The sequence below is a fragment of the Allopontixanthobacter confluentis genome, assembly GCF_009827615.1.
Classification (GTDB): domain Bacteria; phylum Pseudomonadota; class Alphaproteobacteria; order Sphingomonadales; family Sphingomonadaceae; genus Allopontixanthobacter; species Allopontixanthobacter confluentis.
Map to the genome: position 1 here is coordinate 893,146 of NZ_WTYU01000002.1, position 24,790 is coordinate 917,935.

At 59.9% G+C, this 24,790-nt stretch carries 26 protein-coding genes and 1 tRNA gene; 6 read left to right on the forward strand and 21 right to left on the reverse strand.

The genetic code is table 11. The features are described from left to right. Nucleotides 1-32 precede the first annotated feature (32 nt). From GRI44_RS12595 to GRI44_RS12625, 8 genes are all read right to left on the reverse strand, one after another. The gene (locus GRI44_RS12595; protein ID WP_160602093.1) at nt 33-953 is read right to left on the reverse strand and encodes an RDD family protein; all 921 of its coding nucleotides are present in this window, start codon (nt 951-953) and stop codon (nt 33-35) included. Continuing rightward, nucleotides 950-2,023, reverse strand: coding sequence for a stage II sporulation protein M (locus GRI44_RS12600; protein WP_160602094.1), 1,074 nt, complete (start codon nt 2,021-2,023; stop codon nt 950-952). The genes GRI44_RS12595 and GRI44_RS12600 overlap by 4 nt, the downstream gene beginning before the upstream one ends. Further along, nucleotides 2,020-2,217 carry a hypothetical protein gene (locus tag GRI44_RS14150; protein ID WP_332872418.1) on the reverse strand — a complete coding sequence of 66 codons (198 nt, stop codon included), beginning with the start codon at nt 2,215-2,217 and terminating at the stop codon, nt 2,020-2,022. Before GRI44_RS14150 ends, GRI44_RS12600 begins: the two co-directional genes overlap by 4 nt. Next, on the reverse strand, nt 2,214-3,350 hold the full coding sequence (locus tag GRI44_RS12605) for a DUF58 domain-containing protein (RefSeq protein WP_332872419.1): 1,137 nt from the start codon (nt 3,348-3,350) through the stop codon (nt 2,214-2,216). Before GRI44_RS12605 ends, GRI44_RS14150 begins: the two co-directional genes overlap by 4 nt. A 31-nt stretch (nt 3,351-3,381) precedes the next feature. Continuing rightward, entirely contained in the window at nt 3,382-4,344 is a 963-nt protein-coding gene (locus tag GRI44_RS12610; RefSeq protein ID WP_232843138.1) for an AAA family ATPase, read from the reverse strand. After that, nucleotides 4,341-5,642 carry a DUF4350 domain-containing protein gene (locus GRI44_RS12615; protein WP_160602095.1) on the reverse strand — a complete coding sequence of 434 codons (1,302 nt, stop codon included), beginning with the start codon at nt 5,640-5,642 and terminating at the stop codon, nt 4,341-4,343. The genes GRI44_RS12610 and GRI44_RS12615 overlap by 4 nt, the downstream gene beginning before the upstream one ends. After that, a complete protein-coding gene (locus GRI44_RS12620; protein ID WP_332872420.1) occupies nt 5,639-6,349 on the reverse strand; it encodes a hypothetical protein in 711 nt (236 codons plus the stop codon). The genes GRI44_RS12615 and GRI44_RS12620 overlap by 4 nt, the downstream gene beginning before the upstream one ends. A 119-nt stretch (nt 6,350-6,468) precedes the next feature. Continuing rightward, the gene (locus tag GRI44_RS12625; protein WP_160602096.1) at nt 6,469-7,395 is read right to left on the reverse strand and encodes a prephenate dehydratase; all 927 of its coding nucleotides are present in this window, start codon (nt 7,393-7,395) and stop codon (nt 6,469-6,471) included. A gap of 227 nt (nt 7,396-7,622) precedes the next feature. Here GRI44_RS12625 and GRI44_RS12630 point away from each other — a divergent pair, with 227 nt between their 5' ends. Continuing rightward, nucleotides 7,623-8,297, forward strand: coding sequence for a c-type cytochrome (locus GRI44_RS12630; RefSeq protein ID WP_160602097.1), 675 nt, complete (start codon nt 7,623-7,625; stop codon nt 8,295-8,297). Between the two features lie 86 nt (nt 8,298-8,383). Here the strand turns inward: GRI44_RS12630 and GRI44_RS12635 are convergent, their stop codons facing one another. Both GRI44_RS12635 and GRI44_RS12640 read right to left on the reverse strand, forming a co-directional pair. After that, nucleotides 8,384-9,058, reverse strand: coding sequence for an RlmE family RNA methyltransferase (locus GRI44_RS12635; protein ID WP_160602098.1), 675 nt, complete (start codon nt 9,056-9,058; stop codon nt 8,384-8,386). After that, on the reverse strand, nt 9,055-10,410 hold the full coding sequence (locus tag GRI44_RS12640; RefSeq protein ID WP_160602099.1) for a Ppx/GppA phosphatase family protein: 1,356 nt from the start codon (nt 10,408-10,410) through the stop codon (nt 9,055-9,057). The genes GRI44_RS12635 and GRI44_RS12640 overlap by 4 nt, the downstream gene beginning before the upstream one ends. Nucleotides 10,411-10,613: 203 nt before the next feature. Between GRI44_RS12640 and GRI44_RS12645 the strand changes: the two genes are divergently transcribed. Continuing rightward, nucleotides 10,614-10,687, forward strand: a tRNA-Gln gene (locus GRI44_RS12645). 77 nt (nt 10,688-10,764) lie between these two features. Continuing rightward, a complete protein-coding gene (locus GRI44_RS12650) occupies nt 10,765-11,646 on the forward strand; it encodes an LOG family protein (protein WP_160602100.1) in 882 nt (293 codons plus the stop codon). Nucleotides 11,647-11,675: 29 nt separating this feature from the next. On the opposite strand, the gene thiD is transcribed toward GRI44_RS12650, so the two are convergent. From thiD to glmM, 3 genes are read right to left on the reverse strand one after another with little or no spacing between them, the layout of a single operon-like run. Continuing rightward, the gene (gene thiD / locus GRI44_RS12655; RefSeq protein ID WP_160602101.1) at nt 11,676-12,491 is read right to left on the reverse strand and encodes a bifunctional hydroxymethylpyrimidine kinase/phosphomethylpyrimidine kinase; all 816 of its coding nucleotides are present in this window, start codon (nt 12,489-12,491) and stop codon (nt 11,676-11,678) included. Then, nucleotides 12,488-12,712, reverse strand: coding sequence for a DUF1272 domain-containing protein (locus tag GRI44_RS12660; protein WP_160602102.1), 225 nt, complete (start codon nt 12,710-12,712; stop codon nt 12,488-12,490). The genes thiD and GRI44_RS12660 overlap by 4 nt, the downstream gene beginning before the upstream one ends. After that, entirely contained in the window at nt 12,712-14,049 is a 1,338-nt protein-coding gene (gene glmM, locus GRI44_RS12665) for a phosphoglucosamine mutase (RefSeq protein WP_160602103.1), read from the reverse strand. Before glmM ends, GRI44_RS12660 begins: the two co-directional genes overlap by 1 nt. A gap of 127 nt (nt 14,050-14,176) precedes the next feature. On the opposite strand from glmM, the gene GRI44_RS12670 reads away from it, so the two are divergent. Together GRI44_RS12670 and GRI44_RS12675 are read left to right on the forward strand one after the other, a co-directional pair. Then, nucleotides 14,177-15,442, forward strand: a complete 1,266-nt coding sequence (locus GRI44_RS12670) for a dicarboxylate/amino acid:cation symporter (protein ID WP_232843139.1) — start codon at nt 14,177-14,179, stop codon at nt 15,440-15,442. Between the two features lie 84 nt (nt 15,443-15,526). Beyond that, entirely contained in the window at nt 15,527-16,138 is a 612-nt protein-coding gene (locus GRI44_RS12675; protein ID WP_160602105.1) for a superoxide dismutase, read from the forward strand. Between the two features lie 107 nt (nt 16,139-16,245). Here the strand turns inward: GRI44_RS12675 and GRI44_RS12680 are convergent, their stop codons facing one another. From GRI44_RS12680 to GRI44_RS12690, 3 genes are all read right to left on the reverse strand, one after another. After that, on the reverse strand, nt 16,246-17,454 hold the full coding sequence (locus GRI44_RS12680) for an AI-2E family transporter (protein ID WP_160602106.1): 1,209 nt from the start codon (nt 17,452-17,454) through the stop codon (nt 16,246-16,248). Nucleotides 17,455-17,589: 135 nt separating this feature from the next. Continuing rightward, nucleotides 17,590-18,198: a sigma-70 family RNA polymerase sigma factor gene (locus GRI44_RS12685; RefSeq protein WP_160602107.1), complete on the reverse strand. Its 609-nt coding sequence runs from the start codon at nt 18,196-18,198 to the stop codon at nt 17,590-17,592. Continuing rightward, on the reverse strand, nt 18,198-18,374 hold the full coding sequence (locus GRI44_RS12690; protein ID WP_160602108.1) for a NepR family anti-sigma factor: 177 nt from the start codon (nt 18,372-18,374) through the stop codon (nt 18,198-18,200). The genes GRI44_RS12685 and GRI44_RS12690 overlap by 1 nt, the downstream gene beginning before the upstream one ends. Before the next feature lie 164 nt (nt 18,375-18,538). On the opposite strand from GRI44_RS12690, the gene GRI44_RS12695 reads away from it, so the two are divergent. Further along, complete coding sequence (locus GRI44_RS12695; protein ID WP_202386340.1) at nt 18,539-20,194, forward strand: CHASE domain-containing protein; 1,656 nt, start codon at nt 18,539-18,541, stop codon at nt 20,192-20,194. Between the two features lie 157 nt (nt 20,195-20,351). Here GRI44_RS12695 and GRI44_RS12700 read toward each other — a convergent pair whose 3' ends face one another. The 5 genes from GRI44_RS12700 to GRI44_RS12720 all read right to left on the reverse strand — a co-directional run bounded on the left by GRI44_RS12700 (nt 20,352) and on the right by GRI44_RS12720 (nt 24,774). Beyond that, nucleotides 20,352-21,146 (reverse strand): response regulator, encoded by a 795-nt coding sequence (locus tag GRI44_RS12700; protein WP_160602109.1) that lies wholly within the window; start codon nt 21,144-21,146, stop codon nt 20,352-20,354. Nucleotides 21,147-21,648: 502 nt separating this feature from the next. Continuing rightward, nucleotides 21,649-22,071 (reverse strand): response regulator, encoded by a 423-nt coding sequence (locus tag GRI44_RS12705; RefSeq protein ID WP_160602110.1) that lies wholly within the window; start codon nt 22,069-22,071, stop codon nt 21,649-21,651. A 137-nt stretch (nt 22,072-22,208) separates the two neighbouring features. Further along, nucleotides 22,209-23,366, reverse strand: coding sequence for an N-acetyltransferase (locus tag GRI44_RS12710; RefSeq protein WP_160602111.1), 1,158 nt, complete (start codon nt 23,364-23,366; stop codon nt 22,209-22,211). Between the two features lie 48 nt (nt 23,367-23,414). Continuing rightward, nucleotides 23,415-24,137, reverse strand: coding sequence for a sterol desaturase family protein (locus tag GRI44_RS12715; protein ID WP_232843187.1), 723 nt, complete (start codon nt 24,135-24,137; stop codon nt 23,415-23,417). Between the two features lie 313 nt (nt 24,138-24,450). Further along, nucleotides 24,451-24,774, reverse strand: coding sequence for a hypothetical protein (locus GRI44_RS12720; protein WP_160602113.1), 324 nt, complete (start codon nt 24,772-24,774; stop codon nt 24,451-24,453). Nucleotides 24,775-24,790 lie beyond the last annotated feature (16 nt).

A 24,790-nucleotide genomic window follows, 5' to 3' on the forward strand; every position in this document is an offset into this window, starting at 1 on the left:
GTTCCCTTATCGAATCGTTTTTGGCAGCGGCGTTATGAATATTTATCCGCCTTGCGCTGGCCAAACCGCAGCCCCCCTTCCAGCCTGGCCCGCAATTGTGCGTAAAACGCTTCGAGGAACGCGCGTTCGTCCCCTGCGCCAGTGGTCCAGCCGATTTTGCGGCAGATCGTCTCGGCCACCTGACCGATTGTGTCATCATTGCTGTCACGCAGCACCCGTTCAAGGGTTTGCAATTCATATTCACCATAGACGCCGAGTTCCGAATCGCTGAAGTCGTATCTTGCGCCGGTAAGGCTGCTGGTGCCGCTTGCTGCCGCAGCGCTGGTGGACAGGGCAGCGGCCAGCCGCGCGCGCGGTGCTTCTACCACCCATGTCCCGGCGATCAGATCTCCGGCGCGCATTGCATCCTTGTTGAACACGGCAAACAGCATGAAACAGGCAAACCATGCGGCGGCCGCCACGCCCGCGGGGCCGCCTTCACCGCTTGGGGCAGAAAAGATGAGCACCAGCGGCAGGAAAATTTCGATATCGCGCAGCAGATTGCGGGCAATGACCGCTTCTGCTGTCAGCCGCCCGCCATCGCGCGCGGCCACCCTGAGGCCCAGCAATCGCTTGCCCGGAGTGGCGCCGCGCGGGCCCATTTCAAAGCCGAGGAAATAGCCATAGCGCGCAGCAAACAGCAGCAGGAAATAGAAAATCATCAGAAATTCCGCCGCTCCGTTCATCGCGCCGGTGCCGTCTGTGGCAGAAAACAACCCGCCGAACATCCAGATCAGCAGCAGCGTCAGTGCCAAAAGCGCCAGCCCGATAATCAGAAAATCAAGCAGCAGGGCGCCAAAACGGGCCGCGCGCGAGCCGATGGTGAAGGGCAGCGCAATTCCCTCTGGCGTCACCACGGTGCGGCGGCGTTTGTCAGGCAGATTGCGCATGGGTGCAGAAGCGGGCCTGTTCATTCGCCATGCGCCAGTTGCAAGGCCGGTTTGCGTGGACGCACAGCAAAGAAATAGGCGAGCCAGATCGCCAGCATGCTGCCGCCGATCAAAAATCGTTCGTTCATGCCCAGCAATTGGCGCGGAAATGCTTCCAGCATGGCGGCCACAATCAGCATCAGGACCACGCCTGCCATGACCTGCGCTGCCCGCTGCCCGCTGCCCGCTGCTGCGGCCATGATGGACCGGGCACCGGGAAACGCCATCGAGCGGCCAATATGGATGCCAGCCGCGCCCGCCAGCAAAATGGCGAATAATTCGGTGGTGCCATGCACGCTCAGCCAGGCGGCAAATTCCCAACTGAGCCCGGCGTCGGAAAACAGCCACCACATTGCGCCCAGCACCGCCATATTATGCACCAGCAGCAGCACGGACGGCACGCCAAAGGCAAAGCCCAGCGCAAAGGCAAGAATGGCAACGCCCGCATTATTGCTGAACAGATAAGCAGCAAAGGCGCTGAGGCCTTGCGCATCCTGCTGCACGGCCAGACTTTCCAGCAAGGTTTCCCGCGTAGCGCCGGGTACCCGGCTGTCGGTAAAGCCGGCAGGAACAAGCGCATAATACCATTCCTGATCGCGGCTGACGAGAAGCCAGCCGGTAATCGTGCCTGCCACCATTGCCGCCAGCGCAATGCAGATATCCAGCCAGATCTGCTGGATGGACCGGCTGAGGCCGCCGCCCAGAAAACCGCGCAGCCAGCTGAAAAACCCCTGTTGGGGGCGATAAACCTGAAACCATGCCCGCTGGACCAGCGCTTCAAGATAGGCGAGAGCTGCCTGATCGAGCGAGGTTTCCCGCGCCACTGACAGACTGGATGCCGCCGTGCGATAAAGGGCCGGTAACGCCAGCACATCATCATCGGGAATGCGGCGCAGGCGCCCTTTTTCCATCATCGTGACGATGGTGTCCAGCCGCCGCCAGTCTGCCTCGCGGTCCAGCCGGAACCTGTCTGAACGCAGTGCCGCTTCCTCGGTTGCGGGGGGCGTTTCCAGCGATTGTCGGCGGAACAGGTTTCTGAGCGCGGGCGCTTTCATCCAATTGCTCCTGACCGTTTGATGGAAAGATAACGGTCGATCAGACGGTAGCCAATGGCATCGAAAGGCGCCTCGATAATGTCGACCCCCATCTGGCGCAGCCGTTCCAGCACCAACATTCTTTGCCGCGCCAGCGTTTGCGCGCTGACTGCCATGGCCAGCGTATGCAGATCGACAGGATTGGCATCGGTCATTGCCGCAATTTCGGCATCGGTGATGGTGACAAACAGCACGAGGTGTTTGTCACCAGCCGGCCAACGCTTTCGACCATCATTTCCGCAGCCGTGGGGTCGGTAAAATCGGAAAACAGCACGATAAGCGACCGGCGCTGCAACCGCGCCGTCAGGGTGGCCATGGCATAAGTGAAATTGGGTTCTTCGGCATGATAATCGAGATTGGCCGCGGCACTTTGCAGCTGGGTAAATTCGCGCGTGCTGCCGACAAAGGGGGTCATAACCTGCGGCTTTCGGGCAAAGCCGAACAGCGCCACCCGGTCACCGCTTTTCAGGGCCACATAGGCCGCAGTCAGCGCGGCAGTCACTGCGCGGTCAATGCGGGCAAGGCCGTCCACCGGTTCGCACATGGCCTGCCCGCAATCGAAGGCAAAGACGATCTGGTTGTTGCGTTCGCTTTCATTTTCGCGGGCATAAAGCCTGGTGTGACGGGCGCTGGCTTTCCAGTCGATCCGGCGGCGGTCCATCCCCGGTTCGTATTCACTCAACGCTTCAAACTGCGTGCCTTCACCGCGGATACGCCGCGCAATCAGGCCAAATTGGGCATCGCGCAGATATTGCTGCAATTCGGGCGAACGGATGGGCGTAAGATCAGGCCAGATCCTGATGGCCGTTTCTACCTGGCGGCTGGTCTGCCGCGCGCCCAGACCCAGCGGCCCGGCCAGCCGCAGCCACATCTGCGTTATCCGGGCGGTGCCGCGCCGCGTGGGCAGCAATATGGCATCCCCCTGCCACTGGCCGGCTTGCGCGCCGGGATGCAGCAGCGTCGCGCAGCGCCCGTCGCTGCCCAGCCGCGGGTCAAATGCCAGTGCGGCTTGGGGCCCGCCAGCGCCACCGTGGCGTCCGCTGATATTGGCCACGATGCTGACAGGCAGCGGTTCGCCCACTTCGGCATCTGGGGGCGCATTGATTTGCCAATGGTCCAGCCGGCCCGCAACCAATCCGTCCACCACCACCAGCAGCAGCAATACAGCCCCTGCAACAGGTGCCACCACCCATGCCGCAGGGGCCGCTGCGGCAATCACCACCGCCAGCGGCGCGGCCAGTGCCGCCAGCCACGCCGCGCGGGCAGTGGGAATGATGGGAAATTTCACGATGATCGCATCATCCTGCCAGCCCCACTGCCTATCGCGGTGCTTCGACGGCGTCGACCATATCGGCCACCAGCATTTCCATTTCGCGCCCTTCGATTTCTGCCGCAGGGCTGAGCACCAGCCGGTGGCGCAGGACCGATGTGGCAAGCGCTTTCACATCATCAGGAATGACATAATCGCGCCCTTCCAGCGCGGCGCGGGCGCGGGCGGCATTGGCCATCAGCACTGCGGCACGCGGGCTGGCCCCGGTGGTAAGATCAGCGCTTTGCCGGGTGGAGCGGATCAGCCGGACGATATAATCGATGATTTCGCCTGCCACTGTCACGCCGCCAATGGCTGCGCTTGCCTGCGCCAACTGGCCGGCACCAGCCACGGCATTGACGCCGAAATCGGCAGCGCGGGGCGGGCCCTGCCGGTCGCCGAAGCGGGTCACGATGGCGGCTTCTTCCTCGGCGCTGGGGTAGGGGATAAGCAGTTTGAACAGGAACCTGTCCAGCTGCGCTTCCGGCAGGGGGTAAACACCCTGGTTTTCAATCGGGTTCTGGGTTGCCACCACCATGAACTGGGCGGGCAGGGCATGGGTTTCCCCATCCAGCGTCACACTGCGTTCCTGCATGGCTTCCAGCAATGCCGCCTGTGTCTTGGGCGGTGTGCGGTTGATTTCATCGGCCAGCAGCAGATCGCAGAATATCGGCCCGCGCGTCAGCGAAAATTCGCTGGTCTGGAAATTGAACAGGTTGGACCCCAGAATATCGCCGGGCAGCAAATCCGGTGTGAACTGGATGCGCCCGAAATCAAGACCCAGCGCCGTCGCGAAACTTTGCGCCAGAAATGTCTTGGCAGTGCCGGGCGGCCCTTCCAGCAGGACATGGCCTTGCGCAAACAGCGCCACCAGCAAATGGTCCACTGTTTCTTCCTGCCCGACAATCGCCTTGGCCACCTCGGTCCGGATGGCGGCGGCCAATGTTCTTACATCGTCAAGGGTCATGGTCATCGGGAAAGTTTCCTTTCAAGGGATTTAAGCGCTGCGGCAGCGCGCAAGACTTGGATCTGGGTGCGGGCATCGCGCAGCTGGGCAATCAGCTGGCTGAATTGCGGTTCATCGCCCAGCCTGCGGGCCAGCGCCGCATCAATTTCTGCCAGGTCTGGATGGCGCAGCCCCAGCGCGTCCGCGACCCGGTGCTGCATCATCAGCGCATAGGGCGCCGACAGCAGGTGCAGCCGCCCGGTCCGCTGCATCAGGCTGGCGCTGTTGGCCACCAGCTGGCGTTTGCCAAAGGCGATGGCGCGGCTTTCGGCAACCGGCGGGCCGAACCTGTGGAACGCGCGCCAGCCGATTACCAGCATGGCCAGCATCATGCAGATGGTCGCTGCCAGAAACGGCGGGGTGAACGCCAGTGTCAGCAGGTTTTTTGCACCGCCAAGCCCGCTTTGCGTCAGGTCGAAAACAATCGGCAGGTCTTTACCCTGCATGGCAAGCGTGATGATCCGGCTGGCCAGCAATGCCCGGTCGCGGTCCGCCATGCCGTAATTGTTCATCAGGTCAGGCTCTGCCACCACGATGACGCCCCAGCGGTCTGCGTCCCGGTCCTCATAGGCGCCCGGATCAAACCCTGCCGCCTCGGCCAGCGTGGGGTAATATCCGTCATCATCGACATAGCCGACGATGGTTTCATCCGCCGAATTTCTGACCAGCGTGACGATCTGCGACGCAAAGACCGACATGGACTGGCTGCGGTCGGGCAATTGGCCGGAAAGTCCCATGCCCTGCCAATCTGGCCGCGGCTGCGTTGACTTGACCTTGGCCAGCGATTGCAGGGCAATGGCGAAGTTCAGATCTTCGGTCAGCGCCTCACTCCAACGCGGGGTCATGGCGCTGCCGAGGACCACCCAGCCGGGTGCCTTTTTCACCTGCCATTGCGGCGGAATTGGCGCCGCCTGCCATTTGGGCAGCACGATGATGGTGGGGCCCTGATAGCGCCTGTTTTCCACGGCTTCCTGCAGTTCTGCGGCATCCATGTCCAGCGGCGGGGTCAGCACCAGCAGCGCGTAATCATCCATTGCGCCCGGGCTGCGCGACAGGGTGACATCATGGCCCCCTGCTTCCAGCATGGCGGCCAGCGCAGCATAACCATTGATGCCGCTGGCAGCGGCATGGCCGCCGCCATCATTGGTGCTGCCGGTCTGGCCGGTGGCGGTAAAATACAGCGCCGCAAAAAAGGCACAGGCACCTGCCAGCACCAGCGCCAGCACGGTTTTCGGGTTGAAGGGGGATGCGGACCTCTCGTTCATGCAGCGGGGCCATCATGTGCGGGGCCATCCAGGCCATCCCGGCCATGCACGCCATCGCGGGAAGGCAGGGTGGCAAGGGCAAAGCTGGCATAGGCTTCGCGGGCAATATCCCAGTCCCCCGCGCCCAGTGACCGCAAGGCAAACAGGCTGCGTTCAACCCGCTCGGAAATGACCGAAAATGCCACCCGTGCGCCATCGGGCAAAGCGGGCAAGGCGGCGATTTCGCGGGCGGTGGTGGATGTTTCCACCCAGTCAGGCCGGGCTGCGGCAATCTGGCTGACGGACCGCAGCAGCAGCAGATGGGCAGCTTCGTCAAACCGGCCTTCGGCGGCCAGCCGGTCTGCATCTTCCAGCAGGGCCATGGCTTCGGCGCGCTGCGGCACCCAGTCTTCGTCAGCGCCGGTCGCCGCACTATTCCTGTTCAGTAATGGCAGGGCCAACCGGTAGATCAGATACAGCAAAGCTATGATCGCAAGCGCCAGCAGCACCCATTTCAACACCGGCCATGATGCGCCGAAAAACCGCCCCAGCGGCGCGAAAAAATCCGCCAGCCATTCCCCCAGCCGTTGCAGCCAGCCGGGCATTTCGGGTGTTTTGGGCGGCGTTACCGGATCATATTGGATGGACGTATCGTTGCGGACGGTTTCCCATCCTGTTGCAGCCACACTATCGCTGCCTGCCGTAACTTCCCCGTTTGCCCGTGCCACGATGCCGGTGGTGGCAGGTCACGCCGCAGCGTGCAAGCGCTTGAAGATGCCGCAGCATGCAAGCGCTTGAAAATGATTGCAGAACCTATGTTAAATCAACGGGCGGATCGAAGCCCGCTTTACCCGCGGGCGCGGCCCTGCCGGTAACTTCCCAGGATGCGCAACTGCTTGCAATGAAATGCCAGTTCTTCCAGCGCGCGGTCCACTGCCGGATCACCCGGCGCGCCGATTATGTCGGCATAAAAGGTGGTGGCCGCAAAACTGGCGCCTTTCTGATAGGATTCCAGCTTGGTCATATTGACCCCATTGGTGGCAAAACCGCCCATCGCCTTATACAGCGCCGCGGGGATGTTCTTCACTTCAAAAACAAAAGTGGTCATCGCCGTATCGCCTGCCAGTGCATCAGGCGTCAGAGTGGCCGCGCCCAGTGGTTCGCGCGCCAGAATGACGAAACGCGTCATATTGTCGGCTGCATCCTCCACCTTGTCTTCCACGATGGTCAGCCCATAAAGATCAGCCGCCAGCACCGGCGCGATGGCCGCGGCGGTAGGATCGCCTTTTTCCGCCACATAGGCCGCAGCGCCAGCGGTATCGGCATGGCTCAACGGAACAATCCCGCGTTTACGCAGATAATGCCGTGACTGGCCCAGCGCCTGCGGATGACTGTAGGCAACGGAAAAAGGCCCGAATGATCCGTCCGGATGGGGCAGGGCCATCAGCGCATGGGTGATCGGCATGAAATGTTCGCCCACGATGGACAAGCCGCTTTCCGGCAGCAGGAAATGGATGTCCGCCACCCGGCCATGCTGGCTGTTCTCAATCGGGATAATGGCGCTGGCCGCCCGGCCATCCTTCACTGCATCCAGCGCATCTTCGAAACTGAAGCAGGGCAGGGGCAGGCAGTCTGGCGACGCTTCACAGGCGGCGCGATGGGAATTTGCGCCCGGTGACCCCTGAAAGGCCACAGCCTGCATCGGGTTGGCGGCCGCAGCGGCCTGCATACGCTCCACCATGGCAAGCGCGGGGGCTGGAAAACTATGCGTCATGCACGGCGACTAACGCTACAACGGCGGCCCTGCAATGTGCAAAAACCGCCAAAGCGGCATTACCGGCCGTTTGAGAAAGCCATCAGCGCGGCTTCTGCGCGCCAGAGACTGCCATCTGCGCCGTCCCTGTGCGCCAGAGATTAATTGCCGCACTTGCAGTCTTGTCTGGCCCGCCCTAAAGCGGCGCGCGATACATTCACTTAACGCAGACGCCGGATTCTTGACGCATGGACGATCGTTTTAACACTACCGCAGGATGGGTGCTTTTCGCCGGGATCATCGCTTTGGGCCTTTCTGCCGTCAGTTCGCGCGTATATCACGCCGACAAGGCAGAGCTTCCCGAAGAAGGCGGATACCCGATTGAGGGCGCGGCTGAAGAAGGCGGCGAAGATGCTGGCCCGTCGCTGGCCACGCTGCTGGCCACGGGCGATGCGGCCGCTGGTGAAAAGATTTTCGCTAAATGCACTGCGTGCCACACCATCGCGCAGGGCGGACCAGCAGGCATCGGTCCCAATCTTTACGGCGTGGTTGGCGCCGGCATTGGTAAACACGCTGCCGGCTTTGCCTATAGTTCCGATCTTGCAGGCCATGGCGGAAACTGGGATTACGAATCGCTTGACGCATGGCTGAAAAGCCCGCGTGCGTTTGCTGCTGGCACGAAGATGAGCTTCGCTGGCCTCGGCAACCCTGCGGACCGTGCCAATATCATTCTGTATATGCGTGAAAATGGCGGCGGTCCGGCATTGCCAACACCAGAAGCGCCAGCAGCCGAGGAACCTGCGGCTGATGCTGTGTTGGACGGTGCCGTGCCAGCTACTGAAACGCTCGGCGGGGAAGCGGCAGGCGCAGTGGCAGCGCCAGTGCCCGCAGGCGAAGCAACGGCCGACAAGCCTGCTGCCTGACCGGCCACGCACATGAATTCAATAAAAAGGCCCCGCGCAAGCGGGGCCTTTTTATTGAGCGGGAGGGTTCACTTAACCCACGTAAATCAGGCGTCCTGCGGGCGGCCCTTGAAACCCTGGGCGACGACATACCATTCCGATGATCCCTTGCGGCTGGCGGGGGGCTTGGCATGTTTTACGCTGGTGAAATGCTTTTTCAGCAGGGTCAGCAATTCAGTATCAGTCCCGCCTGCCAGCACCTTGGCCACAAAGGTGCCACCCGGTGCCAGATTATCGACTGCAAACCACGCGCCGGCTTCCACCAGACCCATGGTGCGCAAATGGTCGGTCTGCTTGTGGCCCACCGTATTGGCGGCCATGTCGGACAGGATCAGATCGGGCCGCCCGTCCAGCGCCGCTTCCAATGCGGCAGGCGCGTCATCGGCCATGAAGTCCATTTCGAATATGATCACGCCGTCAATCGGTTCGGTCGGCAGCAGGTCAATCCCGACAATGGCCGCCTTGGGGCTGGCCTTGCGCACCACCTGGCTCCACCCGCCGGGTGCAATGCCCAGGTCAACGACCCGTTTTGCACCTTTCAGCAGGTTGAACCGTTCATCCAGTTCCAGCAATTTATAGGCCGCACGGCTGCGATAGCCATCCGCCTTTGCCAGTTTGACGTAGGGATCGTTCAACTGCCGCTCCAACCAGCGGACGCTGGATGCGGTGCGCCCCTTGGCAGTGCGCACACGCTTGTCGGGATCGCGGCCTGAACGGCTCATATCGGGTCACTCCGTAAACTTTTAACCGCAGCGCGGCTTTTCTCGCCCTCGACATCGGCGGCCATCAGGCTGCGCAGGATGCCTTCGCGAATGCCGCGGTCTGCCACCCCCAACCGGTCCGCGGGCCAGATGTCCAGAATTGATTCCAGAATTGCGCATCCTGCCACTACCAGATCTGCCCGGTCATTGCCGATACACGGCAGTTTGCGCCGGTTTTCAGGGGACATGGTGGAAAGCCGCTCGCTGATGTCGCGCATGGATGCTGATGGCACGATGAGGCCGTCCACCGCCCGCCTGTCATATTGCGGCAGTTCAAGATGCAGGCTGGCCAGAGTTGTCACCGTGCCGCTGGTGCCCAGCAGGCGGATTTCCTGCGAATCGCGCGCGGTTTGGGCGATGCGTTCGGCAAAGGGGGCAAAACTTTCCGAAACGATGCGGCGCATTTCGCCATAACGCGTCATCCGTTCGTTCGTTTTGCCTTCAGCGCGGCCAACCGTGTCGGTCAGTGACACCACCCCCCACGGCACACTTTGCCAATCCAGAATGCGCGGCACCGGGCCGCCCGGTTCGATCAGGATCAACTCGGTTGAGCCGCCGCCAATATCGAAAATGACGGCCGGGCCCTGCCCGCCTTCCAGCAGGATGTGGCAGCCAAGAACTGCCAGCCGCGCTTCTTCCTGCGCGGTGATGATATCCAGCACGATGCCGGTTTCCTGCCGCACGCGTTCGATAAAATCCATGCCGTTGGACGCGCGGCGGCACGCCTCTGTCGCGACAGACCGGGCCAGATGCACATTCCGGCGGCGCAGCTTTTCCGCGCATACCTGCAAAGCGCCCAATGCGCGGTCCATCGCAATGTCACTCAGCCTGCCCGACATGGCCAGGCCTTCACCCAGCCGGACAACCCGGCTGAAGGCGTCGATTACGGTAAAATTCTCGCCTTCGGGCCGGGCGATGAGCAAGCGGCAATTGTTGGTGCCCAGGTCCAGCGCGGCATAGGCCTGCCGCCGGTGGGGCGCTGATGGCTCCAGTGCGATGGCATCTGCCTCACCGCCGCTGAATGTCGCAGCAGGCTTTGCCGGCGATGGTTCGGGCTGCGCGTCGTGGCCGTTGCTTCTGCCATTGCTTTTGCTGTGGTGCTGGTGGCCCTGTTTTTGGCCCTGTTTTTGGCCCTGTTTCTGGCCGTGCTTCTTGCCGCGTTTCTTGTCGCGGCGCGGAGCCCTGTTGGCACCGGGCGCGAGTGTGTCTGGCTGCGAGGGACGCTTGTAGCGAAAATCGGCTACCTTGCCGGACTTGTCGACCTCGTTTTGTTCAGCCCTATTCTGACTGTCCGGCGGAGAAAATTCCGCCATTACACTTACTTTCTTTTCCTCCCGCGAAGGTTTCGCGGGGACCTGGGGCCGATGCTAGCGGCGGCAGGGCGAGGGGGCAAGCACGCCGTGTGGATGGATTAGCGCCGGTGAGTTTCATTCTGGGGCGAAAGCGCCCTTGACGCGGGCCTCAAGCAAAACTAGATGCACGCCCGCTTACAAGCTCTATGCCATGTTTCGCATATTGCCCTGTCGTCTAATGGTAAGACTACGGACTCTGACTCCGTCAATTGAGGTTCGAATCCTCACGGGGCATCCAGCTTTTGGGCCAAACCTCATCTTCGCGCTGATAAAAAGCACCTTGCCGTTCGGCATGGCCCTCCTTAATTGCGCCGCATGACAGATAAAAAAATTGATCAAGATCACGACTTGTCGGGCCGCAAATTCTATCCTGCCGAAAAAGAGGCCGAATTTTCCAAGGCGGTTCCCCACAGCACTCCGCAGACCGAACATCCCGCTTACAAGCTGGCCTTTCAGGACCGCGATTTCCTGCTGCGCGAGGAATTGCGCCCCGTCCGTTTTCAGCTGGAATTGCTGAAACCCGAAATGCTGCTGGATGAAGCCGGCGTTGGTTCAACGCTGGTGATGTATGGTTCGGCGCGCATTCCCTCGCCCGAACAGGCAGAGGCGCTGGTCGCCAATGCCACCGGCGACAAGAAGGCCGTGGCCAAGCGCCTTGCGGCAAAAGCGAAATATTATCAGGAATCCTATAATCTGGCGCGCATCGCCAGCGAAAAATCCATCATTCAGGATGGCAAACGCCAGTTCGTCATCTGTTCAGGTGGCGGCCCGTCCATCATGGAAGCGGCCAATCATGGCGCATCTGATGCCGGCGCGGAATCCATCGGGCTGAACATTGTGCTGCCGCATGAGCAGGCGCCCAACAGCTATGTCACCCCATATCTGTCGTTCCAGTTCCATTATTTTGCCTTGCGCAAGATGCATTTCCTGTTGCGAGCAAAGGCTGTCGCAGTGTTCCCCGGCGGGTTTGGCACGTTCGATGAATTTTTCGAACTGCTGACCCTGATCCAGACCGGCAAGATGAAAGCCATGCCGATCCTGCTGTTCGGCAAGGAATTCTGGAACAAGGTGATCGATTTTGAAGCCCTGGCCGATGAAGGCACGATCAACCATGAAGATCTGAACCTGTTCCGCTGGTGCGAAACTGCCGAAGAAGCATGGACGCACATCGCCAAATTCTACGATCTGGAAGAATAAATCTCAAGGCAGGGTCATGTAAGGCGCCGTCAGCCGGTGACTGCCTGATGGCCAAGCGGCCCTGACCCTGCACCGAAACCTGGGGCGAACCGCAGGGCAGCCCGGACAAATTTGCGGGCAGCAAGAATTGCATCCTCCAGCGTCATGCCCTGGCCAAGGCCAGTGGCAATGGCGCTTGAGAGGGTGCAGCCGGTGCCATGCGTATGGCGCGTTTCGATCCGCGCTGCGCGCCAGGTGATGTCTGCCAGACCGGGGCGCACCAGCCGGTCTTCCACTTGCGGGCCGCCAGCGTCCCCGCCTTTTGCCAGATAGATTGCGCCGCGCCGCTGCATTCCCGCAAATCCGCCCAAGGCGGCCAGTTCTGCCACATTGGGTGTGGTCAGCGTTGCCGCCGCCATCAGCCGGTCGAAAGCGGCAATCGTATCACTATCGGCCAACACCGCGCCGCTGGTCGCCACCATGACCGGATCAAACACCACAGGAATGCCGGTATTCTCCACGCAGTCCGCCACCACTTGTGCGATTTCAGCCGAACCCAGCATGCCGATCTTGATGGCATCTGCGCCAATGTCCGACAGGCAGGCGTCAATCTGCGCTGCCACCATTCCGGGCGAGAGGGATAGCACCTGGCTGACACCCAGCGTATTTTGTGCAGTGACCGCGGTGATCGCAGTCATCGCATATCCGCCCAACATGGTGATGGTCTTGATATCGGCCTGAATGCCTGCCCCGCCTGAACTGTCCGATCCGGCAATGACCAATATCCGCGCTGGCTGCGGAACGGGTGTTGGAGCATTGCCAGAAAAGGGGCCAGAAGAGGGGCCAGAAGAAGAAGCCGAGCTCATTTTCCGAAACTGGCCTGCGTGCCGGGCGGATATTTTTCCTGCAACTGGCTGCTGCGGGTTGGCCTGTCCATCAGTTCGCCGCCGCAATTGGGGCAGCGATCATCCAGTTCCTCGGCACAATTTGCACAAAAGCTGCATTCAAAGCTGCAAATGAACGCGCCGCTGTCCTGCGCTGGCAAGGCTGTGTTGCAGCGTTCGCATTGGGGGCGCATCTCCAGCATCAGACCGCTTTCTCAACCGCATCGCAAATGCGGTCCACCACCGCGTGGACCTGCTCTGCATCATCGCCTTCCGCCATTACGCGGATAAGCGGTTCGGTGCCTGATGCCCGAATTACCAGCCTGCCTTTGCCCGCCAGTTCTGCCTCTGCATTGGCAATCACTTGCTGAACCGCGGCATTATCCAGCGGTGATGCGCCGGAATAGCGCACATTCTTGAGCAATTGCGGCACCGGATCAAACATATGCAGCAATTCGCTCGCCTTTTTGCCTGATTGGACCAGAGCGCCCAGCACCTGAAGCGCGGCAATGGTGCCATCGCCCGTGGTGGCATGGTCCAGCATGATCATGTGGCCGGATTGTTCGCCGCCCACATTGAAGCCGCCCGCGCGCATTTTTTCCAGCACATATCTGTCGCCCACCTTGCTGCGTTCCAGCGTCAGGCCCTGGCTTTCAAGATAGCGTTCCAGCCCCAGGTTGGACATGACCGTGGCGACAATTCCGCCGCCTTTCAATTTGCCGCTTTGCGCCATCTGGGTTGCGATCAGCGCCATGATCTGGTCGCCATCGACTGTCTGGCCCTTTTCATCGATGACAATCAGCCGGTCCGCATCACCGTCGAGCGCGATGCCGATGTCGGCGCCTTCGGCAATCACCGCCTGCTTCAGCGCAGCAAGTGACGTGGAGCCCACGCCATCATTGATGTTGCGGCCATTGGGGTTGACGCCCAGCGTGATCACCCGGGCACCCAGTTCCCAAATGGCGGAAGGCGTGACCTCGTAAGCGGCGCCATTGGCACAATCGACCACGATCTTCAGGCTGTCGAAACGAATATGTTCGGGCAGGGATGCCTTTACGGCATGGATGTAGCGCCCGCGTGCATCCTCGATCCGGCGGGCCCGGCCAATATCGCCGGAAGGTGCCAGTTCCTGATCGGTCTGGATTGCCGTTTCAATCGCCATCTCGTCCTGATCGGACAGTTTGAACCCATCGGGGCCAAACAGCTTGATGCCATTATCCTCGAACGGATTGTGGCTGGCGGAAATCATCACCCCAAGGTCGGCGCGCAATTCCCGCGCCAGCAGCGCAATGGCAGGGGTGGGCAGGGGGCCGGTCATGACCACATCCATGCCCACGCTGGTAAAGCCTGCCACCAGCGCGCTTTCCATCATATATCCGGACAGGCGGGTATCCTTGCCAATCACCACCCGGTGGCGGTGGTCGCCGCGCAGGAAATGGCGGCCCGCTGCCTGCCCGACCCGCATGGCAGTGGCAGCGGTCATCACGCCTTCATTGGTGCGCCCGCGAATACCGTCAGTGCCAAAAAATTTGCGTCCCATATTTATCCCAGTTCAATTAAGTGCGCCAGCGGCACGGCTGCATGGTTCAGCTGCACCGCGCGGCGTGCATTGTGTTGCCAGCGGCTTCTGGCGCGTTAAACAGCCAAAGGAAAGGGGAGTAGCCAATTTGCCTGATGCGACAGACGTAAAAACAACCGATGACGACAGTCTGGTTTCCATCCGCCTTCCGGTGTGGTGGACTTTTGGCGGATTGATTGCGGGCCTGGTGGCCGGTTTGCTGCTGGCTGACAACGCTGCGCTGGATATGGTTCTTGCCATTACCCAGCCAGTGGGGTCGCTATGGCTGCGCGCCTTGCAGATGACCATCATTCCGCTGGTTGCTGGCTTGCTGGTGCTGGGCATTACGCAGATGGCGCTGGCGGCGCGCGCAGGCAGGGCCGCGCGCCTGATGCTGGCCTGCGTCTTTGCAGTGCTGATTGCCAGCGGGACAGCCACCGTGCTGGCGATGCCGCTGCTGCTGGAGGCATTCCCCATCCCGCAGGCGGCCACAGGCATGCTGGAGGCAGGCGATATGGCCGCGCAGGAAGTGCCGGTTATTGCCGATTTCATTACATCGCTGATTGCGCCCAACGTCATTGCTGCAGCCGCCGAAACCGCCATGCTTCCGCTGACTATATTTTTCGCGCTGTTTGCCCTTGCCATGGTGCGTATTCCGGTCAGCCAGCGGGCGGTGCTGCTGGGGTTCTTCCGGGCGCTGGCCAATACCATGCTGACCATCATCGGCTGGGTGCTGTGGGCCGCGCCAGTGGGCGTGTTTGCGCTGGCCGTGGGGGTTGCCGCACGCAGCGGCGGGGGCGCGTTTGCCACGCTTGGCCACTATATACTGACCGTTTCTGCCATGGGGCTGATCGTGTTGCTGGGTGCCTATCTGCTGGCGCTTCTGGGCGGGGGCATTTCGCCGTTGAAATTTGCACGGGCGCTGGTTCCGGCGCAGGCAGTCGCCATCAGCACGCAAAGCTCGCTTGCCAGCCTGCCCGCCATGCTGGACAGCGCCAGCAGGCTGGGTATCCGGGAACGAACGGCGGATTTCGTGCTGCCACTGGCAGTCGCCATTTTCCGTGCGACCAGCCCGGCCATGAACCTGGCGGTAGTCATTTATGTGGCATCGCTGGCGGGGGTTGAACTGACCGCAGCGCAGATGCTGGCCGGCATTGCCGTGGCCTTTGTGATCAGCGTCGGCTCTGTCAGCCTGCCCGGTTCCATCAGCTTTGTCGTTTCAATCGGGCCGATTGCCATTGCCATGGGGGTGCCGGTGGAACCGCTGGCATTGCTGGTGGCAGTGGAAATGCTGCCAGACATCATGCGGACACTGGCCAATGTGACAATGAATGTGGCCGTGACAGCGACGGTTGATCGTTCTACTCAGGACTAGACGCAAACCTTGCAACTCTTTTGCCCGACAGGCGTTGGAATTGTGAACACACTGTTTTCTCGACAATCGACCGATGGAGATACCATGGCTTTCAAACTGACCCCGCTGCCTTACGCAGACACCGCGCTGGACCCTGTGATTTCGGCGGAAACGCTGTCGTATCACCATGGCAAGCATCATCAGGCCTATATCGACAAAACCAACGCAGCTGTCGAAGGCACAGATAATGATGGCAAGTCGCTGGAAGACGTGATTGCCGCGGCCCGCGGTTCGGACAAGGGGTTGTTCAACAATGCAGCCCAGTCCTACAATCACGGCTTCTACTGGCATTCGCTTGCGGAGGACACCACCGCCGCGTCAGACGAGCTGACTTCGCTTATCAACGAAGCATTCGGCTCGGTTGATGACCTCAAAACCAAACTGGCTGAGAAGGGCGCAGGCCACTTCGCCAGCGGCTGGGTCTGGCTCGCGGAAAAGGGCGGCAAGCTGTCCATCGAAGAAACCCATGATGGCGATACGCTGGCCGACAGCGACTTCAACCCTCTGCTGGTGATCGATCTATGGGAACACGCCTATTACCTCGACCATCAGAACAAGCGTCCTGCCTATCTTGACGGTGTGCTCAACAAGAAACTGAACTGGGCATTTGCGTCTGACAATCTGGCGCGCGGCAGCACATGGAAATATCCCGCCTGATCTGACGACAGGCACAAATTATGCAAAAGGCCCGCCATGGTGTTCCATGGCGGGCCTTTTTTATGCCGTAAGGCGTCGGGGCAATGCAATGGGCCCTCACGTGCTGGTCAGGCAGCAATGCCCTGTTCTGCCGCATTTTCGGCGCCGCGTTCCAGCGCTTCACCTGAAAACAGCGGTTCACCGAAGAAAAACCCAACCAGATTGGGGCGGCCCACATGGTCGAAAAACGCGGTGAGCATCAGCAGGATCGGCACGGATAGCAACGCGCCGAAAACGCCCCAAATCCAGGAAAAATAACTCAGCGCGATCAGGATCATCACCGGGTTCATGGTAAATCTGGCACCCAATATCGACGGTGTGACAATGTTTGATTCAACCGTATGCAGGCCCAGATAGGCAAGCGCCGGGATCATGCCCAGAAATGCGGTTTCTGCCGTTCCGATGCCGAACAGCGCCAGCAGCGCTGTCATGATCAGCGGGCCGATATAGGGGATAAAATTAAGCAGCGCCGCCAGCCCGCCCCACATGACCGGGGCTTCAACGCCCAGCGCCCATGCACCCAGTGCCACCACCACACCCACGCATCCGTTGATCCAGGTGACAGTCAGAATATAGGCCGCCACACGGTCCTGCATTTCGCGCATGGCGCGGGCTGCCTTGATGCTGGTGCCAAATGATGTGCGATCAAGCAGCAAGTGCCGCCGCATACGCACCCGCGCTTCGATCATGAAGAAGGTCATCAGCAGCGTCAGCAGCGTTTCCAGAACCACCGATGGCGTAGCAAAGGCAAGTTGCTGCATGACTGACGGTGTTGCCAGCACGACTTCGCGCCCGTTTGACTGGCCGGTTACTTCTGCCAGCCGGTCATTGGTGATCGAAATCCAGGCAAATTCAGCCTGAAATTCCGTAAATCGTTCGCCCACTTTTTCTGCCATGGCTGGCACGCGTTCAAACAGATCAATCGCCGGTTGCAAGATCAGTGCAAGAGCCATCAGCAGGATTGCGAAAAACGACAGCAGAGCGACAATGGATGCCAGCGTGTTGGGCAGACCCCAGGCTGCCAGCCTGTCTGCCAGGGGGGACAGCATGATGGTCAGCACCAGGGCTGTCACCACTGGCAGAAATACGACTGAGCCGATGGACAGGACAAATGGCAGGGCAAGGAAGAACCCGGCGCCGAGCAGCAGCACCAGCGCGGAAATCAGGCGCAATTCCTGTTCGGCAAAAGCCATTCGCCGGCGCGGGCGGGACAGGCCCGGATTGGCGGCGGCATCGGCTGCCAGCGGGCGATCGGCAGAGGGGATTTCACCTGTCATCGAACGTCCTTATTGCAGCCGGCAAGGTGCGGTTGCGCGTCAGCGCGGCAGATCGCTGCATCATGTCAGCAAATGCACCGGCGCGTCCCATTTTCAAACGGATTTCTCACAGCGGAGAATATCCGCCGGTATGTATCAGTCTTTTGACGCCAGTCCGTTGCCGCTGGCAACCATGTCCAGTTCTTTCAGAATGGCACGGTGGGCAGTAGCATCATTGACGGAACGCTGCGGAATGTCGCCATCTTCCATCATGGAATTAAGCGCAGATCGCGCGCGCCCGACACGGCTTTTGATCGTGCCGACTGCGCAGCCGCAAATGCTGGCCGCTTCTTCGTATGAAAAACCGCCTGCACCCACCAGAAGCAACGCTTCGCGGCGTTCCGGCGGCAGGGTCAGCAAGGCACGGTGCATATCGGACAGGTGGATGGGATCTTCCTGGCCTGCCGGGGCTGTCAGGATGCGTTCGGCCACGTTTTCATCATATTCGCCGCGGAAACGGTTGCGGCGCATATCTGTCAGATAGGCGTTACGCAGAATAACGAAGGTCCATGCGCGCATGGATGTGCCGGGTTCAAACCGGTCCTGAGCGGCCCATGCCTTCAACATGGTTTCCTGTACCAGATCGTCGGCCATATCAGGACGCCCGCACAAGCCGCGTGCAAAAGCACGCAGATGCGGCACGACATCTGTCAATTCGCGTTTGAAATCAGCCTTCTGGGAGGGCGTGCGGGTATCGTCAGCCATCAGGACTTCTTGTCCAGCTTCGCCAACAAATCCTTGAAAGTATCGGGAAGCGGTTCTTCCACGACAGCATCATACAGTTGGCGCAAGCCGTTGGCCCATTCGGGGCGCTGTTGCTCGCCAGTCATTTTCTTGCTTTCCGAACCTTTCTCGGGCTTTTCGTTCTTTTCAGACGTCATGTGTTGTTTGAAACATCCCTGATCATTCCGCGTCGTAACCGCTGTGCGCGGAAGATGAAATACATTCTTATATCGGGGAACGAAGAGGCGCTTCTTTGGTTCCCTGCACGAGACATTAGATATAGGCGACCGGAGACGCGGCGTTGTAGAAAGGCGTGCAAACCTTGGAACGGGCGGAAAATCGGATCAGACGGGCACGCCAGTTGCTCGTGGATTATCCGCGCGCCGTCCCGTTGGCGATTTTTCTGCTCATTGCATCGATCACCGCTTTGAGCGTCTATGCCATCGAGAAGGGCGAAAACCAGCGCGACCGGGGGCGGTTACGCGAAACAGCGCAGGCCGTTGCCTCTGCGATAGAGCGGCGCGGCAGTGCCAGTTCATCCTATCTGCGGGCAGGGGCCGCGTTGCTGGCCACGGTTGACGAGGTAGAGGCGCCCCTGTTTCGCAAGTTCGTGAACGAATTACGGCTCGACACAGATTATCGTGGCGGTGGGGGTATCGGCTGGGCCGAGGCAGTACGGCCATCCGATCTGACACGGTTTGAAACGGCGCTGGAATCCAGCACCAATGGTTTCAACAGGGTCCGTCCCGCACCCGGCCCGGCCCAGCGCCTGATTGTGCCGGTCACCTATCTGCAGCCCGACACTGCCAGAAACAGGCTGGCACTCGGCTTTGATATGTATTCGGAAAAAACCCGCAAAGCCGCGATGGATGCCGCGGTGGCCAACAACCGCCCCACAGCCAGCGGCCGGATCATTCTGCAACAGGATGGCTCCAGCGATGAGCCGGGTTTCCTCATCTATATGCCGGTATACAATAATGGCGCGATCAGGCGGGAGCTGAAAGGCTTTATATTCAGTCCGTTCAATTCGCAGGATTTCCTGCTGTCGGCGCTGGAACTGGAAGGCCGCGGCAAATCCGGCATCAGCCTGTATGACGGCGAAATATCCGACGCCAACCTGCTGGCCGAAGTGCCCCTGGGCACTAAGGCCGGTGATGCGGTTTCGGAACAGGTGATGGTGGCCAACCACCCGATGACCCTGCTGGTGGTATCGGCGCAGAGCGGTTCTCTTTCCCAGCTTTCAATGGCCACGCTCATATTCGGTATGCTGGTGGCCACCCTGCTGATGCTGATGTCCCGGCTGTTGGCGCAGCAGGCGCTAGAGGACCGGGCTTCGCTGACCTGGCTGCATGAACAAAATTCCATCCGCAATTCCCTGACCCGTGAATTGAACCACCGGGTCAAGAATACCCTTGCCAATGTGCTGTCGATCATCGCCATGACACGCCGCAGGACCACATCGCTGGATGATTTTGCCGAAGGTATCGATGGCCGGATTCGCGCCTTGTCTGCCACCCATGATCTGCTGACGCAGTCGGAATGGGGCACGACCCCTGTAAAGGCTGTGATTGAAGCGGAACTGGCGCCTTATGCGCAGGGGGATGGCGGGGTCACCACCATTGCTGGCAGCGATGTCGATCTGGCACCGAACGAAGCTTTGTCGCTGGGCCTTGCCATCCACGAACTTGCCACCAATGCCGCCAAATATGGGGCATTGTCGGTCGCTGACGGTAAAGTAAGCGTCACCTGGACGCATGAAAACGGCGTGGCCAGAATTGTCTGGCAGGAAAGCGATGGTCCCCCTGTAAAGCAGGACCGCACACGGGGGTTCGGCACCGATCTGATTGAAAAGATCGTCGCCCATGAATTGCAAAGTCCTGTCGAACTGGACTTCAACCCGGCAGGCGTGCGCTGTGTCATTACCGTGCCCATCCGCACACCGAGCGATTTTGCCATGCGCGCAAAACGCACATCCTGATCCGAATAGGCGGCTACCTTACGCACCTGTTGGTGATAGGTGGGGGGTTGCTGATAGCGGGGTTGCGCATGACGCTGCCGGCACCGTTGTCCCCACGAAAAAGGCCCGCCAGATACTGGCGGGCCTTTTCAATAGGCTTGCGATGGTTCGCGGGTTGTCAGGACAGGGGCCGGCTCGATCCGAAGAACAGTGCCTGGCTAATTGCAGCCCGCACAGTGGCTTCCTGAAATGGCTTGGTCACCAGATAGGTCGGCTCGGGCCGGTCGCCTGTCAGCAGGCGTTCCGGATAGGCCGTGATGAAAATGACCGGCACGCTGCCGATAGCCAGAATATCATCAACCGCGTCGAGGCCCGAAGAACCGTCAGCCAGCTGGATGTCAGCCAGAACCAGCCCCGGGGTGCGTTCTGCCACCACTTCCTGTGCCTGTGTCCGCGTGGCGGCCGTACCGCAGATTTCATGACCCAGGGACGACACAAGGTCTTCCAGCTGCATGGAAATGAGCGGCTCGTCTTCGATGATCAGCACACTGGTGGTGGATTCGCGGTCAATTTCTTCAACCGCTTCCTGCACCAGCGATTCCACGTCAGCGGAATCCAGATCCATGATCTCTGCTGCCTGGTCGATGCTAAAATCTTCCAGCGTCGTCAGCAGCAAAGCCTGCCGGTTGAGCGGAGTGATGGAGCGAAGGCGGGCATTGGCCGCATCTTCGTGATCCGATCCTTGCGACGAAGTCTCGTCCACTTCGAGATAGGCACTCGACCACACCTTGTTGAAGGCACGGTATAGCGGCACCCGGCCGTTTTCGAGCGAGGCTTTGAGTTCCTCGTCAGCCAGCGCTGCTTCCAGCGTGGCCCGCACGAATGCATCGCCTGTTGCCTGCGATCCGGTAAGCGCACGCGCATAACGGCGTAAATACGGTAAATTTGTAGCGACCTGTTCACCAAGTGACATGGTAACCCTTCCCTCATAGATTTGCGCGAATTTAACGTCTGCGCGTCGTGATTGTTCCTCGCGCAATAATCTGCACATGCATATTCTTAAACGAGCCGGTGCTGGCATAAGCAGGATTTGCCGCCATGTGCCAACCTGCAATATTCCGAAGAAACCATAATGCTCTCAAAAATATAGATAAATCGCAATCTCTTTTGACTGAATGCAGAATTATTTGCATCTTTTCGCAAGGGGCGGGAACTGCTTTCCTGGCGGGGCATTATGGTATTATCACCGCCGAGACCCCCCCTCCCGTCCAAGCGGCGGTGATACGATCCCGAAGGGCCTCCGCTCAATCAGAAGAGCGGAGGCCCTTTTTTCGTTTGGGTCGGCAGTAAAAATCATCAATCACGTCGAAAATGCAATTTGCAGCCAAAGTAGCAGTCATTGGGCGCTGCAACACGTGACAAGCGCAGCTGAAACAGCTGCGCTTGTCAGGATAACGGCGATGGGGACTTTGAAATCAGGATTTGCGTAAAAGCGAAAACAGCCCGCGCCGTTCAGGTCCGCGGATTGCCTCGATCAGATCAGCAGGGTCATACGGCTTTTCCAGCACCGAACCCAGTTCGGCGATAGCCTGCGGAATATCCTGCGGCGCGCCGGTTGAAAATACGATGCGCGGCGGGCGCGGGCCAACTTCATTGACGAGTTCCGCCAGGGCCCAGCCATCATCCCGGTCCGCCAAGTGCACGTCCAGCACCATGGCATCAGGGCGATGGTCGCGCAGCGATGCCAGCGCTTCTTCTGTCGAACTGCACAAGATAACTTCGCCGGCGCCTGCATCCATCAACGCCTGTTCGATGGACATGGCCAGCAAGGCATCATCTTCGACAACCAGAATGCGGCGAAAGCCGGCTGGTGCGTTTTTGCCTGCAGTAATGCCCATAAACCCATCCTCCGGACGTGCCGGCAAAACGCCGGGTTCCCGAATGTGAACGCCGGGGCGGGCCGATGGGTTCCCGCAGAACTTTGCGCGTTTCAGCCGCGGCCGGCCCCTATGCGCCGAGCCATACAAATACCACGTCAGAGCGTTTTGGAATAGATCAGATATTCGCGGTTCACACTGCCGCCGATGGTATCGGCAATTGCCACCATTCCCTGATTATCATCCAGGATCCAGCCGATTTCAGCACGCGTGGCGCCAAAGGTTTCGACTGCTTCCTTGCGGATGACTTCGATCATCATGAAAGCCAGCTGGCTGGCCAGCCGCGAATTATGAAATTCCTTCAGCACGCCCATCAGCGGCACACGCATATGCTTGCCGCGTGGCCGGCGGACCCAGCGCAGAAGTTTGAACCAGCCAAACGGAAACAGCTTTCCGCCCGTCTGCACCAGCGCTTCGTTGATGTCGGGAAAAGTGATCATGAACGCCACCGGGCGGCCATCAAGTTCGGCAATCCGCACCAGTTCAGGATGGATCAGCGGCAGCATTTTCCTGGCCGCATAGGAAATTTCGCGTTCGGTGAATGGAACAAAGCCCCAGTTACCCGACCATGCATCGTTCAAAATACCCAGGATAATCCGCACTTCGTCTTCAAACCGGGATTTATCGACCGGGCGGATGGCAATCCGTTCGTTACGCTCACCCGATTTGACGATGCGCTGCACCAAAGGGGGAAAGTGATCGCCTATCGGCAGATCATATGTCAGCAATGATTTCACCGGCGCATAGCCGGCCGCTTCGATCCATCCCTGATAATGCGCCGGATGGTGGCCCATCATCAGCATGGGGGCGTGATCATGCCCTTTTACCAGCAGGCCAGGCTCTTCCCAGATGGACAGGGAAATCGGGCCCAGAACTCTGGTCATGCCCTCCGCACGCAGCCAGTTTTCGGCAGCCCGCAGCAAGGCATCGCCCACGGCCTGGTCCGCCGCATCATAATAGCCGAACATGCCGGTGCCCGGCCCCATGCCCTGTTCCGGCGGAATTTTAAGGGCAAGTTCGTCAATATGGGCAGAAATGCGCCCCACGGCCTGCCCATCACGTAGGGCAATGAACAGCTGGACGCGGGCGTGGGCGAAAAACGGGTTCTTGTGCGGGTTAATGAGTTCCAGCTGTTCTGCCCGCAGCTGCGGCACGAAATGCGGCAACTGGCTGGAAAATGTCCGCCCCAGATCGACAAATCTGGCGCGGTCACGCTTGTTTGCCGCCGACAGCGGCGTGACGGTAATGTCACCCATTTCCCGATGCCCCCAACTATCGAAAATCAAGCCTGACCGGTCAGCCGTTCAGGACTGGCCTTCCTTGCCCAGCGCACGGCGGCGCGGATGGCCGCTGGCGATGCCGCCCGACAGATCCTTGACCCATGGATAGGTCTTGGCAACTTCTTCGTCATAGCCAAGGTTGAACACACTGGGCGAACGCTTGGGGCGCTCCTTCTTTTCGTAAAACGTGCCCAGCAGGCGGTCCCAGCCATAATTGGTTATGCCGAAATTGCCCGTTTCATCAAAATAATGATGTTCGTTATGGCGCTGTTTCATGTGCTGGACCCATGCCCATTTGGGCTTGAATGCCAGATGCTGGATGCAATGCATGAATTCATAATAACAGGTGGTCAAAAGGCCCGCCGCAAAGGCGGTCAGCGCGCCGCCGGGGCCGGCAATCAGCCAGCCGACAGGCAACGTTGCAATGGCAATGGTGGGCACGGTGGTGTGCAATGCGCCGAACAGGACGTTCAGTTCATTCGGATCCTGATGGTGGTCATAATGGATGCGCTTCCATGTTGGCGAAAGCCATTTGGATTTCCACATCCATTTGCCGTGCAGAACATATTGATGAAGCAGATGCCAAACCAGCGGATAGACGAAGAACGCCGCAGCCGCAGACAGGACAGTGCCGAGCACGCTGGCGGGGTAAAACGCAAATGCCACGATGCACAGGGCCACTAGGCCAAGATAGGTGATGATGGTGTAATGCTGGAAATAGGCCACGATCAGCTGGCCCAGCGTCATCCGGTCAAGGTAGTGACTGCGCTTCCAGAACGGCAGATTGCTCTGGTCAGCAGTGCTGCCAGCCTTGCTGACCGAAGCGTTGTCGGATGCGGAGTTGGTCTGAGACACTGTCTGTTTCCTGGTTATTTGAGATGCGCCCATAGCAGGCCGTTGCCACCTGCGCCACAAGCGCGCTGCGGAGCCCGTTAAAAGACTATATGGTGCACTGCAATATATCTGTGTCGCTGAACAAGCGCTGACCAGACCTGCGCAAAAAGGGCGGCCCGTTGCCGGACCGCCCCAATATGGTGGCTGTGTCGGGATAAAAAACCCCTTAGTCGGTTTCAACCGTCAGCGATGGCTTGCCATCGACATTGGCCTGAACGCGGGTGTTACCGTCAGTGATGTCCGCATTCACGCCATTGGCATCAATCGTAACGCGGTCGCCAGTGGCAGCGTTTCCTGAAACAGTGTCGGTGGCCGCCTGTCCAGCGGTTGCATCAGCGGCAACAGCGCTGTCGCCGCCCATCGGCGCGGCTGTAGTGGCGGCTTCGCCAGTGGTGGCCATGGCATCGGTTTCGCCCGCAGCATCATTATCAGCGCAAGCGGCAAGCGCGACGAGAGCGGGGAGGACGAGAGCAATTGCAAATTTTTTCATCGGATTTTCCTTCAGA

What these genes read in the sequence shown, in the direction of transcription:
- GRI44_RS12595 (WP_160602093.1), bottom strand. Translation starts at nt 953, where the DNA reads ATGAACAGGCCCGCTTCTGCACCCATGCGCAATCTGCCTGACAAACGC.
- GRI44_RS12600 (WP_160602094.1), bottom strand. Translation starts at nt 2,023, where the DNA reads ATGAAAGCGCCCGCGCTCAGAAACCTGTTCCGCCGACAATCGCTGGAA.
- GRI44_RS14150 (WP_332872418.1), bottom strand. Translation starts at nt 2,217, where the DNA reads ATGACCGATGCCAATCCTGTCGATCTGCATACGCTGGCCATGGCAGTC.
- GRI44_RS12610 (WP_232843138.1), bottom strand. Translation starts at nt 4,344, where the DNA reads ATGACCATGACCCTTGACGATGTAAGAACATTGGCCGCCGCCATCCGG.
- GRI44_RS12615 (WP_160602095.1), bottom strand. Translation starts at nt 5,642, where the DNA reads ATGAACGAGAGGTCCGCATCCCCCTTCAACCCGAAAACCGTGCTGGCG.
- GRI44_RS12625 (WP_160602096.1), bottom strand. Translation starts at nt 7,395, where the DNA reads ATGACGCATAGTTTTCCAGCCCCCGCGCTTGCCATGGTGGAGCGTATG.
- GRI44_RS12630 (WP_160602097.1), top strand. Translation starts at nt 7,623, where the DNA reads ATGGACGATCGTTTTAACACTACCGCAGGATGGGTGCTTTTCGCCGGG.
- GRI44_RS12635 (WP_160602098.1), bottom strand. Translation starts at nt 9,058, where the DNA reads ATGAGCCGTTCAGGCCGCGATCCCGACAAGCGTGTGCGCACTGCCAAG.
- GRI44_RS12640 (WP_160602099.1), bottom strand. Translation starts at nt 10,410, where the DNA reads ATGGCGGAATTTTCTCCGCCGGACAGTCAGAATAGGGCTGAACAAAAC.
- GRI44_RS12650 (WP_160602100.1), top strand. Translation starts at nt 10,765, where the DNA reads ATGACAGATAAAAAAATTGATCAAGATCACGACTTGTCGGGCCGCAAA.
- thiD (WP_160602101.1), bottom strand. Translation starts at nt 12,491, where the DNA reads ATGAGCTCGGCTTCTTCTTCTGGCCCCTCTTCTGGCCCCTTTTCTGGC.
- GRI44_RS12660 (WP_160602102.1), bottom strand. Translation starts at nt 12,712, where the DNA reads ATGCTGGAGATGCGCCCCCAATGCGAACGCTGCAACACAGCCTTGCCA.
- glmM (WP_160602103.1), bottom strand. Translation starts at nt 14,049, where the DNA reads ATGGGACGCAAATTTTTTGGCACTGACGGTATTCGCGGGCGCACCAAT.
- GRI44_RS12675 (WP_160602105.1), top strand. Translation starts at nt 15,527, where the DNA reads ATGGCTTTCAAACTGACCCCGCTGCCTTACGCAGACACCGCGCTGGAC.
- GRI44_RS12680 (WP_160602106.1), bottom strand. Translation starts at nt 17,454, where the DNA reads ATGACAGGTGAAATCCCCTCTGCCGATCGCCCGCTGGCAGCCGATGCC.
- GRI44_RS12685 (WP_160602107.1), bottom strand. Translation starts at nt 18,198, where the DNA reads ATGGCTGACGATACCCGCACGCCCTCCCAGAAGGCTGATTTCAAACGC.
- GRI44_RS12690 (WP_160602108.1), bottom strand. Translation starts at nt 18,374, where the DNA reads ATGACGTCTGAAAAGAACGAAAAGCCCGAGAAAGGTTCGGAAAGCAAG.
- GRI44_RS12700 (WP_160602109.1), bottom strand. Translation starts at nt 21,146, where the DNA reads ATGTCACTTGGTGAACAGGTCGCTACAAATTTACCGTATTTACGCCGT.
- GRI44_RS12705 (WP_160602110.1), bottom strand. Translation starts at nt 22,071, where the DNA reads ATGGGCATTACTGCAGGCAAAAACGCACCAGCCGGCTTTCGCCGCATT.
- GRI44_RS12710 (WP_160602111.1), bottom strand. Translation starts at nt 23,366, where the DNA reads ATGGGTGACATTACCGTCACGCCGCTGTCGGCGGCAAACAAGCGTGAC.
- GRI44_RS12715 (WP_232843187.1), bottom strand. Translation starts at nt 24,137, where the DNA reads ATGACGCTGGGCCAGCTGATCGTGGCCTATTTCCAGCATTACACCATC.
- GRI44_RS12720 (WP_160602113.1), bottom strand. Translation starts at nt 24,774, where the DNA reads ATGAAAAAATTTGCAATTGCTCTCGTCCTCCCCGCTCTCGTCGCGCTT.